Origin of the sequence: Pseudomonas sp. FP603 (assembly GCF_030687415.1) — a bacterium.
Taxonomy (GTDB): domain Bacteria; phylum Pseudomonadota; class Gammaproteobacteria; order Pseudomonadales; family Pseudomonadaceae; genus Aquipseudomonas; species Aquipseudomonas wuhanensis.
This window is the reverse complement of sequence record NZ_CP117431.1, coordinates 4,798,541-4,810,851: the sequence shown is the minus strand read 5'-3', so window position 1 is coordinate 4,810,851 and position 12,311 is coordinate 4,798,541. Positions and strand designations below refer to the sequence as shown.

General features: G+C 59.6%; 11 protein-coding genes. 7 read left to right on the top strand and 4 right to left on the bottom strand.

Going from position 1 to position 12,311, the window contains the following annotated elements; all coding sequences use genetic code 11:
* Positions 1-9 precede the first annotated feature (9 nt).
* Positions 10-966 carry a nucleoside-specific channel-forming protein Tsx gene (locus PSH65_RS22295; protein ID WP_305422389.1) on the bottom strand — a complete coding sequence of 319 codons (957 nt, stop codon included), beginning with the start codon at positions 964-966 and terminating at the stop codon, positions 10-12.
* A 349-nt stretch (positions 967-1,315) separates the two neighbouring features.
* On the opposite strand from PSH65_RS22295, the gene selD reads away from it, so the two are divergent.
* A complete protein-coding gene (gene selD, locus PSH65_RS22290; protein ID WP_305422387.1) occupies positions 1,316-2,350 on the top strand; it encodes a selenide, water dikinase SelD in 1,035 nt (344 codons plus the stop codon).
* A complete protein-coding gene (gene mnmH / locus PSH65_RS22285) occupies positions 2,350-3,453 on the top strand; it encodes a tRNA 2-selenouridine(34) synthase MnmH (protein WP_305422386.1) in 1,104 nt (367 codons plus the stop codon). The genes selD and mnmH overlap by 1 nt, the downstream gene beginning before the upstream one ends.
* 158 nt (positions 3,454-3,611) lie before the next feature.
* On the opposite strand, the gene PSH65_RS22280 is transcribed toward mnmH, so the two are convergent.
* Complete coding sequence (locus tag PSH65_RS22280) at positions 3,612-4,286, bottom strand: histidine phosphatase family protein (protein ID WP_305422385.1); 675 nt, start codon at positions 4,284-4,286, stop codon at positions 3,612-3,614.
* 292 nt (positions 4,287-4,578) lie between these two features.
* Here PSH65_RS22280 and PSH65_RS22275 point away from each other — a divergent pair, with 292 nt between their 5' ends.
* The 3 genes from PSH65_RS22275 to hemB all read left to right on the top strand — a co-directional run bounded on the left by PSH65_RS22275 (position 4,579) and on the right by hemB (position 7,273).
* The gene (locus PSH65_RS22275) at positions 4,579-5,286 is read left to right on the top strand and encodes a glutathione S-transferase family protein (RefSeq protein ID WP_305422383.1); all 708 of its coding nucleotides are present in this window, start codon (positions 4,579-4,581) and stop codon (positions 5,284-5,286) included.
* A gap of 23 nt (positions 5,287-5,309) precedes the next feature.
* Entirely contained in the window at positions 5,310-6,152 is an 843-nt protein-coding gene (locus tag PSH65_RS22270; RefSeq protein WP_305422382.1) for a PhzF family phenazine biosynthesis protein, read from the top strand.
* 119 nt (positions 6,153-6,271) lie between these two features.
* Positions 6,272-7,273 carry a porphobilinogen synthase gene (hemB, locus tag PSH65_RS22265; RefSeq protein WP_305422381.1) on the top strand — a complete coding sequence of 334 codons (1,002 nt, stop codon included), beginning with the start codon at positions 6,272-6,274 and terminating at the stop codon, positions 7,271-7,273.
* Positions 7,274-7,334: 61 nt separating this feature from the next.
* Here hemB and PSH65_RS22260 read toward each other — a convergent pair whose 3' ends face one another.
* Together PSH65_RS22260 and PSH65_RS22255 are read right to left on the bottom strand one after the other, a co-directional pair.
* Positions 7,335-8,864 (bottom strand): FAD-dependent oxidoreductase, encoded by a 1,530-nt coding sequence (locus PSH65_RS22260; protein ID WP_305422379.1) that lies wholly within the window; start codon positions 8,862-8,864, stop codon positions 7,335-7,337.
* A gap of 114 nt (positions 8,865-8,978) precedes the next feature.
* Positions 8,979-9,854 (bottom strand): LysR family transcriptional regulator, encoded by an 876-nt coding sequence (locus PSH65_RS22255; protein ID WP_305422378.1) that lies wholly within the window; start codon positions 9,852-9,854, stop codon positions 8,979-8,981.
* 210 nt (positions 9,855-10,064) lie between these two features.
* Between PSH65_RS22255 and PSH65_RS22250 the strand changes: the two genes are divergently transcribed.
* Both PSH65_RS22250 and PSH65_RS22245 read left to right on the top strand, forming a co-directional pair.
* Positions 10,065-10,982 carry an NAD-dependent epimerase/dehydratase family protein gene (locus PSH65_RS22250; protein ID WP_305422377.1) on the top strand — a complete coding sequence of 306 codons (918 nt, stop codon included), beginning with the start codon at positions 10,065-10,067 and terminating at the stop codon, positions 10,980-10,982.
* A 26-nt stretch (positions 10,983-11,008) separates the two neighbouring features.
* Positions 11,009-12,199: an MFS transporter gene (locus tag PSH65_RS22245; RefSeq protein ID WP_305422376.1), complete on the top strand. Its 1,191-nt coding sequence runs from the start codon at positions 11,009-11,011 to the stop codon at positions 12,197-12,199.
* The last annotated feature ends 112 nt before the right edge of the window (positions 12,200-12,311 follow it).

Genomic DNA, 12,311 nt, shown 5'->3' with positions numbered 1-12,311 from the left:
AAATAAGTCTTAAAACTGATAACCGACACCGGCATAGTAACCCCAGCCGTTGGAACGGGCGCGGAAATCACCGTCGCCGAAATTCAACTCACTGCCGTCGTCCCAGTTGCCGCCGTTGTGGAAGTAACGGCCGACCAGGGTGAAACGCAAGTGGGTGAAGGCGTAAAGCAACACGTTGGTGGCCACGGTGGCATTGGCGGTGCGGGCGGGATTGTCCTTGTGCAGATCGGAGCCGAAGTCGAAGTTGGTGAAACCGATGTAGGTCAACGAAGCACCGTTGCTGAAACTGCTGATGGGCACGATGTACTTGAGTTGGGCGCGGTAGCCGTCCCACGAATACTCGTTGCTGGCCCCGTAGTTTTCCCACTGGTAGCGGCCATAGAAGTTGGCCGATAGATTGACCCGCGATTGGGTGTCGATGTCGGTGCCCAAACCGCTGTACAGCGTATTGGCGCGGTTGGCGCTGTTGCTGCCGTGGTCGTAGATCCAGTCGAACGCCACGTACCATTCCTTGAACGGCCCGATGGCCAGGCTGCGGCCGGCCAGGTAGTCGATGGAGATCCGCGGCTCGTGCTCCATGAACACTGGCGAGCCGTGGTCCCAGACACCTTTGTCATGGCTGTTGCCGATGTCGAAGATCTTTGGAATGTCGATGTAGCCGTACAACTCAAACGGTCCCTTGCGGCCGAAGTATTCATATTCCAGGTAGATGTCGTCGGCCGGTTGCGGGCCGAAGCTGATGTCTTTGCTGCCGATGACGGTCAGGTCCTGGTTGAACCAGTCCGACAGGTAGGCGCCTTTTTTCGGTGGGTTGGCTTCAGGGCTGAGGGTTTCGCCCTGGGCGGATTCTTCGGCGGTGGCCGGTTGGGCCAAAACGTGGCTGCTGAGTAGTCCTGTAACGCTGGCCAGCAGCAAGGAAACAGCCAAAGTGCGCGAGCAAGTCACGCGGCTGGAGGTGCAATGCATTAAAAGTCCCTTTTCGTGCGGATCGAAAGCCCGGTGATGCGGGTTTACGAGGTTAGGTGTCGAACAGGCCGGTATCGGCGACTCGCAAACGTTTGCACAAGGCATACCAGTTTTGTTCAATGTTCTGAAAAATAGAGAGAATTGGCAGTTTTGCTGTCCTATTGGTCAAGGATTTCGGGGGGGGAGCAACAGGAGTGAAATTCAGGGCGAAGGGGATCTGGCGGGGGGATATGCACCAAAGTGGTGTCGACTGTCAGATCAATAACCCGATCTGTGGCAAGGACGAGCAAAGGAGCTTCTGGGTTGCTGTAGAATCCTCGGCATTGACTTCACAAGGTGCACCCCCCCGATGAGCGAGCCGATTCGACTGACCCAATACAGCCATGGCGCAGGCTGTGGCTGCAAGATTTCGCCCCAGGTGCTGGAGGTGATTCTGGCCGGCAGCGGTGCGCAAAACCTGGACCCGAAACTCTGGGTCGGCAACGCCTCGCGCGATGACGCGGCGGTGTATGCCATCGACGAAGAACGCGGCGTGGTCTCGACCACCGACTTTTTCATGCCGATCGTCGACGATCCGTTCGACTTCGGCCGCATCGCCGCCACCAACGCCATCAGCGATATCTACGCCATGGGCGGCGACCCGTTGATGGCGATTGCGATCCTCGGCTGGCCGGTCAATGTGCTGGCGCCGGAGATCGCCCGGGAAGTGATTCGCGGCGGGCGTTCGGTCTGCGATGAAGCGGGAATTCCTCTGGCCGGTGGCCACTCCATCGACACGCCAGAGCCGATCTTCGGCCTGGCCGTGACCGGGTTGGTGGAAAAGCGCCACATGAAACGCAACGACACCGCCATCGCCGGGTGCTTGCTGTACCTCACCAAACCTTTGGGCATCGGCATCCTCACCACCGCCGAGAAGAAGGGCAAGTTGCGCAATGCCGACATCGGCCTGGCCCGCGACTGGATGTGCACCCTGAACAAACCCGGCAGTCGTTTCGGCAAACTCGACGGCGTGACCGCAATGACCGACGTCACCGGTTTTGGCCTGATTGGGCACTTGGTGGAAATGGCCGACGGCAGCAACGTGACCGCCCGCATCGAATATGACCGCGTGCCGCGCCTGCCGGGTGTCGAGTATTACCTCGATCAGGGCTGCGTGCCGGGCGGCACGCTGCGCAATTTCGACAGCTACGCCAGCAAGGTCGGCCGGCTCCAGGAGTTGCACAAACGTGTGCTCTGCGACCCGCAGACCAGCGGTGGCCTGCTGATTGCGGTCACCCCTGAAGGCAACGAACAGTTCCTCAAGGTTGCCGCCGAGCTTGGCCTGAACCTTGAGCCGATCGGCGAATTGGTTGAGCGACAGACTAACGCGGTAGAGGTGTTTTGATGTCCATCGACGTCACCGATTACCGCGACATCTTTCTCAACGACCGGCCGATGATGGATACCCGCGCGCCGGTCGAGTTTCTCAAGGGCTCATTCCCCGGCGTGGTCAATCTGCCGCTGATGAATGACCTCGAGCGGCAACGGATCGGCACTTGCTACAAGCAGCAAGGTCAGCAAGCGGCCATCACCCTGGGACATCAATTGGTGGCCGGCGAGATCAAGGCCGAGCGCATCCAGGCCTGGGCCGATTTCGCCCGGGCTCATCCGGATGGTTATTTGTATTGTTTTCGCGGCGGGCTGCGTTCGCAGATCGTTCAGCAGTGGCTCAAGGATGAAGCGGGCATTGACTATCCGCGAGTCGGTGGCGGCTACAAGGCCATGCGCACCTTCTTGCTCGATACGCTCGACCAGGCCATTGCCCAGTGCGATTTCGTTTTGCTGGGCGGCATGACCGGCACCGGCAAGACTGAGGTACTCACACAATTGAACAACGGGCTGGACCTTGAAGGTCACGCCCATCATCGCGGCTCCAGTTTCGGCAAGCGCGCCACCGGCCAACCCTCCAACATCGACTTTGAAAACCGCGTGGCCGTGGATGTACTGAAGAAACGTGCCCGTGGTATCGAACAGTTCGTGCTGGAAGACGAGAGCCGCGCGATCGGCAGTTGCGCCTTGCCGCTGCAGCTGTATCAGGGCATGCAGCAATTTCCGATGGTCTGGCTGGAAGACAGCCTGGAAGGGCGCGTCGAACGGATCCTGCGTGATTACGTGGTGGACTTGTGCGCCGAGTTCATCGACGTGCATGGCGATGAAGGCTTCGCGCTGTTTTCCGAGCGTTTGCTGGCGAGCCTGAACAATGTCCAGAAACGGTTGGGCGGCGAACGTCATCAACGGATGTTGACCTTGATGGAAGACGCGCTGGCAGAACAGGCGAACAGTGGAGCGGTGGATTTGCACCGGGGCTGGATCGAAGGGTTGCTACGCGAGTATTACGACCCGATGTATGCGTTTCAGCGGGAGAAGAAGGGTTCGCGGATTGAGTTTGTCGGGGATCGGGTGGCGGTGCTTGAATACCTGCGGGAACGGGGTAATCAGCGGGGGTGATGTTGTTTTGCTGGCCCCCTCGCGGGCAAGCCCGCTCCCACAAGGGACAGTGTCGATCACAAATCTGTGCTTCACCACAGACCACTGTGGGAGCGGGCTTGCCCGCGAGGGGGCCGTGACAGGCACTGTAAAACTTGAAGCACCACCACGATCACAGCTTACGTCGGACAGGTCTCCTGACCGTTATCCAGCCCTTGTTTGTAGCTGTGGCTCTGCAGGCTGGCCTTGCCGTTGTGCCAGGTCAGCGTGAGCACATACAGCGAGTCGTAGTCGCTGGAGGCCCAATCATCGGTGATGTTCTGTTTCTTGCCGACGGCTTCCCCGGCGACTTTGTTGATCAGCTCGGGCAGGTAGCCGTGGGACCAGGCCGTATAAATGACCGAATTGTGATACTTGTCGTGGAGAAGTTCATCCGCCAGGTCGCTGGTGTCGTTGGCCGAGAAGTCGATGTTCACCGGCAAGCCGAGCTTGATTGCGCTGGGGCTGATGGTCATCAGGGGGCGGATGTAGCTGTAGGAATTATCCAGTTCGCCTTCCTCGACATTGCGCGTCGGGTTGGCGGCAAACACGTAGTTGGCCTTGCCGAATTTTTCCGGCAACAAGGTGGCCAGGTCGATGGCGCGATTCAGTCCCTGACAATTGAGCTGGCCCAGGCCGCCGGCCGGTTTTTCCGCGTGGCGCAGAAATACCAGCGTCTGAGTGCCGTCCGCCGGTTGGGCGCGGCTTTCACTGGACTCAAGCGACAAGAACAACGCGCTGACCGCCAGCAGGGAGGGCAGGAAGATATAGGCGCGATGTTTGAAGCGTTTGGCGAATTTCAATGGATTCATCATCGAGGTGATCTTCAGCGCATTCGGTTAAGGCTGACAAACCTTGACACCGCGAGCTCCCAGCATCGGGTGTATTCCATGTCGTTGACCCGGTCCGTTTCCTACGGGGCAATGCTCAGAGTCCTCTGAAGCCCTTTGGTTCGATCCGAGCGAGGTGCCTGGCACTTTAGCGGCAACCTTGAATGGATTGGGGGAAAGGTTATCGACAGGATGTTGCGGATTTATGGACGCGGCACATACCTTATCCCTCTGTAGATTATGATCTTCACTCCGATTTTCTCGTGGATGCCCCCTTATGACCGATTTGTCTGCATTCCCCATCACTCAAAAATGGCCGGCCCAATACCCGGAGTGGATCCAGCTCTATTCCTTGCCAACGCCCAATGGCGTCAAGGTTTCGATCATGCTTGAGGAAATCGGACTGCCCTACGAACCGCATCGCGTGGGCTTCGACACCAACGATCAGCTGTCCCCTGAATTTCTCTCGCTGAACCCCAACAACAAGATCCCGGCGATTCTCGACCCCCACGGTCCGGGAGATAAACCACTGGCGTTGTTCGAATCCGGGGCGATTCTGATTTACCTCGCCGACAAGAGCGGGCAACTGCTGGCGCAGGAATCGGCGGCGCGTTACGAGACCATTCAGTGGCTGATGTTTCAGATGGGCGGTATCGGGCCAATGTTCGGCCAACTCGGTTTCTTCAACAAATTCGCCGGCAAGGACTACGAAGACAAGCGTCCTCGTGATCGCTACGTCGACGAAAGCAAGCGCTTGCTCCAGGTTCTTGAAGGCCGTCTGCAAGGGCGCGACTGGATCATGGGCGAGCGCTATACCATCGCCGACATCGCGACCTTTCCATGGGTGCGCAACCTGATCGGCTTCTACGAGGCCGGTGACCTGGTCGGTATCCAGAATTTCCCCAACGTCACCCGCGTGCTGGAACGCTTTCTGGCAAGGCCGGCGGTGATTCGCGGGCTGGAAATCCCCAAGCAACCCCTTTGAATCTCTCATCACCAAGGCAGGCAATGAGCTCATTCGATTTCAAGCAAGTAGACGTCTTCAGCCTCGTCGCGCTCAAAGGCAACCCGTTGGCGGTGGTATTGGGCGCAGACAGGCTCAGCGATGAGCGCATGGCGGCGTTCGCGACCTGGACCAACCTCAGCGAAACCACTTTCGTGCTCGAACCCCGGGACCCCCGGGCCGACTATCGAGTTCGCATTTTCACCACTCTTCAGGAGTTGCCGTTCGCCGGTCACCCGACGCTCGGTACCTGTCACGCCTGGCTCGAGGCCGGTGGGGTGCCCAAGGGCGAGGAGATCATTCAGGAATGCGGCGTCGGCCTGGTGCGGGTGCGTCGGCAGGGTGCGGCGCTGGCGTTTCTCGCGCCACCACTGCTCAGGTCCGGTCCGGTGGATGCCGAACTGGTCGAGCGCGTACGGCGGGGCCTCGGGTTGACGCCGGGCGCGATTGTGCGGGCGCAATGGGTCGACAACGGCGCCGGCTGGCTGGCAGTGATGGTCGAGGACCGTCAGCAGGTACTGGACTTGCAGCCGGATCATTCGCAGATGCTTGGCCTCGCTGTTGGTGTCATCGCGCCGTGGTGCCTGGAACGCGATGGCGCCGACGCGCAGTTCGAAGTGCGTGCGTTCATCTCCGGCGACGGCATGCCAGAAGACCCGGCCACCGGCAGCCTGAACGCCGGGATTGCCCAGTGGTTGCTCAGCGAAGGACTGGCGCCGGCGTCTTATATCGTCAGCCAGGGCCTGACCATGGGCCGTGGCGGGCGGATTCAGGTCGAGCAGGTGGGGGATGATATCTGGGTTGGCGGCGCGGTGGTGACGTGTATTACAGGAGTACTGACGATTTAACCTGTGGGGGTGTGTCAGAGGTGGGCGATTGTTGCCGTCGCGGTAACGCAGTCTTGAGTGATCAAGGTTTGTGTCCCGCGCCTTGCAGGGCATAAGCTTCGCCCCCTACAACTTTCGTCTTGTCCGCCGTTTTTCAGGAAGGCCCATGCCCAGTCAGTTCCCCCGAAGCACGTCCACGCCGTCTGCGCCGCAATGCGAGCCTGCGCAGCCTGTTCCAGGAAACCGAATTCAGTTTGAACGACCTGGTGCTGCCGATTTTCGTCGAGGAAGAAATCGACGATTTCGTGCCGATCAAGAGCATGCCCGGGGTGATGCGCATTCCCGAGTCGAAGCTGGCTGGCGAGATCGAGCGTTACGCTCGGGCCGGGATCAAGTCGGTGATGACGTTTGGTGTGTCCCATCATCTGGACAGCAATGGCAGCGATACCTGGAACGACAACGGCCTGGTGTCGCGCATGTCGCGCATCGCCAAGGATGCCGTGCCGGAAATGATCGTGATGTCCGACACCTGTTTCTGCGAATACACCGACCACGGCCATTGCGGTGTGCTGCACCACCATGAAGTCGACAACGACCAGACCCTGATCAACCTCGGCAAACAAGCCGTGGCAGCTGCTCGGGCCGGCGCCGATGTGATCGCACCGTCGGCGGCCATGGACGGGCAGGTCCAGGCCATTCGCCGGGCACTCGATGAAGCGGGTTTCAGCCAGACCGCGATCATGGCCTATTCGACCAAATTCGCCTCGGCGCTTTATGGGCCGTTCCGCGAAGCCGGCGGCAGTGCGCTGAAGGGCGACCGCAAAAGCTATCAAATGAACCCGATGAACCGCCGCGAAGCTGTGCGTGAATCGCTGATGGACGAGCAGGAAGGCGCCGACGCGCTGATGGTCAAACCGGCCGGCGCGTACCTGGACATCATCCGCGACATCCGCGAAGCCTCGCGTTTGCCGCTGTCGGCGTATCAGGTGAGTGGCGAGTACGCGATGATCAAATTCGCCGCCCAGGCCGGGGCCATCGATGAAGACCGAGTGGTGCGTGAGAGCCTGGGGGCGATCAAACGGGCCGGGGCGGATTTGATCTTCACCTACTTTGCGATGGACCTGGCCCTGGCCGGGATCTAACTGTTTTGAAAGATCGTTCCCATGCTCCGCGTGGGAACGATCATCCTCGCTAATCTCGGGTTCAGCCGAAGAAAGGCCGAATCCCACGGTCCCGGAAATACCGCTCGATTACCTTCGGATCGGCGCTGTACTCGGCAATCGCCACATACGTATCCGGCCGCAGCAGGTAAAACCCGTTGCGCGCCAGCCCCGCCGTTTCAAACGCTGGCCGCCAGTCGAACACCTGCAACGGCAGGTGATGCTCGGTGCACCAGGCAATCATCTCGTCGCTGGTGTCGCCATACACATGCACCTGCCAGGTCGGGTTTTTCAGCGATTCGAAATTGTCCCCTTCACCGTCGTGGGCCCAGGGCAGCCGATCACCGCCGTGAACCTGGCCTGCAACGCCCTCGCTCAACGGCATGCCGCGATAGTTGAGGGTGGTTTGCGACACCGTGCGAAACATGAACTCCCGGGCCGCTTCAAACGAGATCATTTTCGGGATCAAAAAGGGTGCCATGCGCATACGCACCAAGTCGGCTATTGGCCCATCGGCCGTGACGAAACTGAAGACCCGATCAGTGGTGGCCACCAAGCGCCGGGCAAAGGCGATACGTTCGGTTTCATAACTGTCGAGCAGTTTGGTCGTGGCGCCACCGCTCAATACCGTCGCGAGTTTCCAGGCCAGATTGATCGCATCGCCAATCCCGGTGTTCATGCCTTGGCCACCCGCCGGGCTATGGACATGGGCGGCGTCACCCAACAGAAACGCGCGCCCCGTGCGAAAGTGATCCGCAACCCGGTGATGCACGCGGTAAGTCGAGAACCAGTTCACCTGATCGATCTGTGCCTTTAAATGCTCGATGGCACGGCTGCTGACGTCTTCGAACTGGAGGGTTTCGACACGCTCGGCGCGTTCGTCGCGAACCGTACCGATCAGGCGGGCGCGACCTTCGCCGGCCAAGGGGAATACAGCGAGGAAGTCGGCTTCATCAAGGTCCACATGCAGTTCACCGTTGAATGTGGGGCCGCGAGCCTGCACATCTGCCACGTAGAAAATCTGCTGGTAAGTGCCGCCCGGAAAACCGGTGTCCAGCGTTTTGCGCACAATCGACCGGGCGCCGTCGCAGCCGGCGAGATAACAGGCCTGGCAGGTTTCCTGCTGGCCATCGGGCAAGCGCAGCCGGGCGGTGATGCCGTCGCCGGTTTCCTCGAAACTTTGCAGTTCGGTGTTGCGCTCCACCGTAATACCGAAGGCCTCCAGGCGTTCGATCAGCAGGCGTTCGTGCTCGTCTTGAGGATAGATTTCCAGAAACGCATAGGGCGTCAGACCCTCGCCGATGGTGCTCAGCGGCAGGCGCGCGACCGGTTCGCCCTTGACCCAGAAATTCGCTGCGCACACGCGATGGCCGTTCAGCACCACGGCGTCGCTGAGGTCGAGCTGGCGATACAGTTCAAGGGTTCGTGCCTGAACGGCCAGAGCCCTGGACGTGGTACCGGGGGCCGACGTCTTGTCGATGATGCGCACCTGCACGCCGAGCTTGCTCAGCCAAAGCGCCAGCACCAGGCCGGTGGGCCCTGCACCGATAATCAGAACGTCATTGCGGTTCATCTTGTCCCCCAGAGCAAAGGCAGGCGCCATGGGATCAGGCGGTGAACTTTAATTGAAGGCCAGCGAGGGCGCCGACGCCAGTAACAGGCTTTCGACGCGCCAGCCGGTATGCCCTCAGAAATCGACGGACTTGATGAAATCGATGAAGGCTTTCTGGCGTGAAGTGTGCTGATGCGCGTGGGGCCAGAGTGCGTGGATCTTTGTCGAGTTGGCCGTGTGGTCCAGCAACATCGGTGTCAACAGCCCTTCACGCAACGGCTTGCGAATCGAGATATCGGGCAGGCAGGCGATGCCTAGGCCTTTGAGGGCGAAATCGATTCGGGTGTTGATGTCGTTGCAGATCATTGAAGTCGGCAGGTGCAGCTCACCGCAATCATTGAGTGGCCAGGGTTCGACCTTGCCCGAGTTCGGTGAGCGATAGTGCAGCAACTTGTGCTCGAGCAGTTGCTGAGGGCGGGTCGGCACCCCATGGCGAAGTAGGTAGGCGGGGGAGGCGACGATCAGCCGGCGGAAATCCCCCATGTGGTGCGCGCGCAAATTGCTGTCGGCACCGTCGCCGACGCGAATCGCCGCGTCGAAACCTTCCTGGATGATGTCAACGTTGCGCTCGGCGTAATCGAGTTCCAGCTCGATTTGCGGATAGCGTTCATTGAAGCGCGCCAGGTGATCGAGAAACACGTCACTGATGGGGGCCAGGCTGACTTTGAGTTTACCCTGTGGCAAGTCGGCGGCGCTGCTCAGTTCCGTCTGGATTTCTTCTATCTCATCCAGAATGCGTCGGCTGCGCTCCAGCAGCTTTTCACCTTCGGGGGTCAGGGAAATGCTGCGGGTGCTGCGCTGAAACAGCTGAACGCCCAGGCGCTCCTCCAGCCTTGAAATCCGTTTGCCGATGGCAGAAGCCGAGACGCCCATGGCGCGGCCGGCCGCCACGAAACTGCGCAGTTCGGCGACCTGGACAAACACGGAAAAAGCAGCAACGGATTCGAGCATGAAGGATCCTGGATTGCGGACGTTGACGGCCGTACAGACTGGAACGGTAACCTACTTTTTCCGCAATGCCTATCGCTCTAACCTTCACAGCAGCCGCAATGTGCCCTTTGCGCAGGACCTGCCGGGCAGTAACGAGCGATACGGATATGACGGCACTCAGGATGAGCAACGGCGCTTTTAATAATTTTCAGAACGACAGGAGTCGACATTTTGAAGGCATTTGTGACGGGTGTGACGGGGTACATCGGTGGATCGATGGCCATGGCGCTGATCGACCGGGGGTATGAGGTCTATGGCCTGGTGCGCTCCGCTCATCAAGCATACGAGGTGGGGAAACTGGGGATCATCCCGGTGTTCGGGACGCTCTATGACACTGAGACCATCAAGAAGCAGGTACTGGCGGTGGACCTTATCGTCAACGCAGCCAACTCGGACAATGCCTATGTGGTCTCCACTTTGCTGCAGAGCTTGCGGGGTTCGGGCAAGACGTTGATTCACTACAGTGGCACCAGTGTCATTGGTGATCGCGCGGAGGGGGCAGGTTCCGATCAACAGTGGACCGAGCACACCCAGCCTCGGCCACGGTTGGAGAAAGTCGGTCGGGTGGCGATCGACAATGCCATCAGAATGGCCGGTCAGCAGGGCCTTAGAACGCTGGTGGTATGCCCGACGATGGTGTTTGGCGAAGGGCGAGCGCTGCACAAGGACTCGATTCAGATTCCGCTGCTGACACGACTGGCCCGTGAGCATGGGGTGGGTGTGTATGTCGGCAGTGGTGAAAATCGTACCGCTTTTGTGCACATCGATGACCTGGTCAGCCTGTCGCTTTTGATGCTGGATAAGGCCGAAAGTGGTGCTTACCTGTTCGCCGAGAACGGCGAGGTGTCGATGAAGGAGCTGGCACAGGTCATCAGCGAAAAGCTTGGGTTCGGTGGACGTACTCAGTCGGTACCCATGGAATACATTCTGCGTGAATGCTGTGCACATGACCCGGAAGAAGCCGAGTACGGGCTGGGTTCGAACATTCGGGTCAGTGGCCAGAAGGCCCGTGACTTCGGCTGGGAACCGCAGTATTCGGATGTCATTTCCTGGATTCGGGACAGCCAGAGTCAGGGGTTTTCAAAATGAGCATTGCGATGAATGGAAATATCCAGATGAAAGACGACCGCGTCATGAGTTGGCCGCTGTTCGCGTTGGCGATTGCGGCCTTTGCGATCGGCACCGCCGAGTTCATCATCATGGGCCTGTTGCCTCAGGTATCGGCCGACCTTGGCGTGTCGATCCCGTCTGCCGGTTATCTGGTGTCGGGTTATGCGTTGGGTGTGGTAGTGGGCGGGCCGTTGCTGGCGATGCTCGTCGGCAAAATGGAAGAGAAGCGCGCATTGTTGATCCTGATGGCGATTTTTACGGTGGGCAACATTGCCTGCATGATCGCTCCCGGATTCAATTCGCTGATCGTCGCCCGAGTGTTTACCGCGTTCAGTCATGCATCGTTCATCGGTATGGCGGCGGTTCTGGCGTCGCGTATCGCACCTCCTGGCAAGGAAGGGCGGGCCATGACCCTGATGTTCACCGGTATGACCCTGGCCAACGTGCTGGGTGTTCCGGTCGGGTCGCTGGTGGGGCAAGTCTACGGTTGGCGCACCACGTTTCTGGGTGTGGTCGCGCTGGGCATTATTTCGCTGCTGATGGTCTGGTACCTGGTTCCGGCCAAGGCCAGCGCCAGCAAGAAAAACACACAAACCAATCTGCAAGGCATGAAGCGCCCGATCATCTGGCTGGGCCTGATGACCAGCGTCATGGCGTCGGCGAGCATGTTCGCGTTTTTCACCTACATCGTGCCGATCCTGCAGGATGTGACCCATGTCGAGCCGAAGTTCGCCAGCGTTGCGTTGCTGGTGTGCGGCCTGGGTATCACCGTCGGCGGCCTGCTGGGCGGCAGACTGGCTGACTGGAGCCTGACCCGTTCGCTGGTGCTGACACTGATGGCCCTGATCGCAGCGCTGGTCAGCTTCTACTGGACCAGTCATTTCGTGTATCCGGCGGTTATCAACATGGCGGTGTGGGGTTGCCTGTCGTTCTGCGTGGGGATGTTGCTGCAAGCGCTGATCATTCGTGTGGCCGGCGAATCCGCCAACTATGCGTCCACGCTCAACGTGGGTGCGTTCAATTTGGGCAACGCGATCGGTGCCTGGGTGGGTGGCCGCGTCATCGATGCCGGCATGCCGTTGAACTCCATCACACTGGTTGCTGCGACTATTTCCCTGGTGACGTTGGTCATGGTGCTCGGGATGTTCTTGAGTCGTGATCGCAGCTTGCTGAGTTATCCATCGGCAACTGCCTGAGTCTCGGCCAACGAGGGGCTGCTGTCGGTTCCTCGTTGGCCGCGTGGCTCAAGCCCGGGCTTTACACGCTGTATTGCCGGACGCGCCATGGGACAGTAATGTATCACCGCAG

What these genes read in the sequence shown, in the direction of transcription:
- PSH65_RS22295 (WP_305422389.1), bottom strand. Translation starts at nt 966, where the DNA reads ATGCATTGCACCTCCAGCCGCGTGACTTGCTCGCGCACTTTGGCTGTT.
- selD (WP_305422387.1), top strand. Translation starts at nt 1,316, where the DNA reads ATGAGCGAGCCGATTCGACTGACCCAATACAGCCATGGCGCAGGCTGT.
- mnmH (WP_305422386.1), top strand. Translation starts at nt 2,350, where the DNA reads ATGTCCATCGACGTCACCGATTACCGCGACATCTTTCTCAACGACCGG.
- PSH65_RS22280 (WP_305422385.1), bottom strand. Translation starts at nt 4,286, where the DNA reads ATGATGAATCCATTGAAATTCGCCAAACGCTTCAAACATCGCGCCTAT.
- PSH65_RS22275 (WP_305422383.1), top strand. Translation starts at nt 4,579, where the DNA reads ATGACCGATTTGTCTGCATTCCCCATCACTCAAAAATGGCCGGCCCAA.
- PSH65_RS22270 (WP_305422382.1), top strand. Translation starts at nt 5,310, where the DNA reads ATGAGCTCATTCGATTTCAAGCAAGTAGACGTCTTCAGCCTCGTCGCG.
- PSH65_RS22260 (WP_305422379.1), bottom strand. Translation starts at nt 8,864, where the DNA reads ATGAACCGCAATGACGTTCTGATTATCGGTGCAGGGCCCACCGGCCTG.
- PSH65_RS22255 (WP_305422378.1), bottom strand. Translation starts at nt 9,854, where the DNA reads ATGCTCGAATCCGTTGCTGCTTTTTCCGTGTTTGTCCAGGTCGCCGAA.
- PSH65_RS22245 (WP_305422376.1), top strand. Translation starts at nt 11,009, where the DNA reads ATGAAAGACGACCGCGTCATGAGTTGGCCGCTGTTCGCGTTGGCGATT.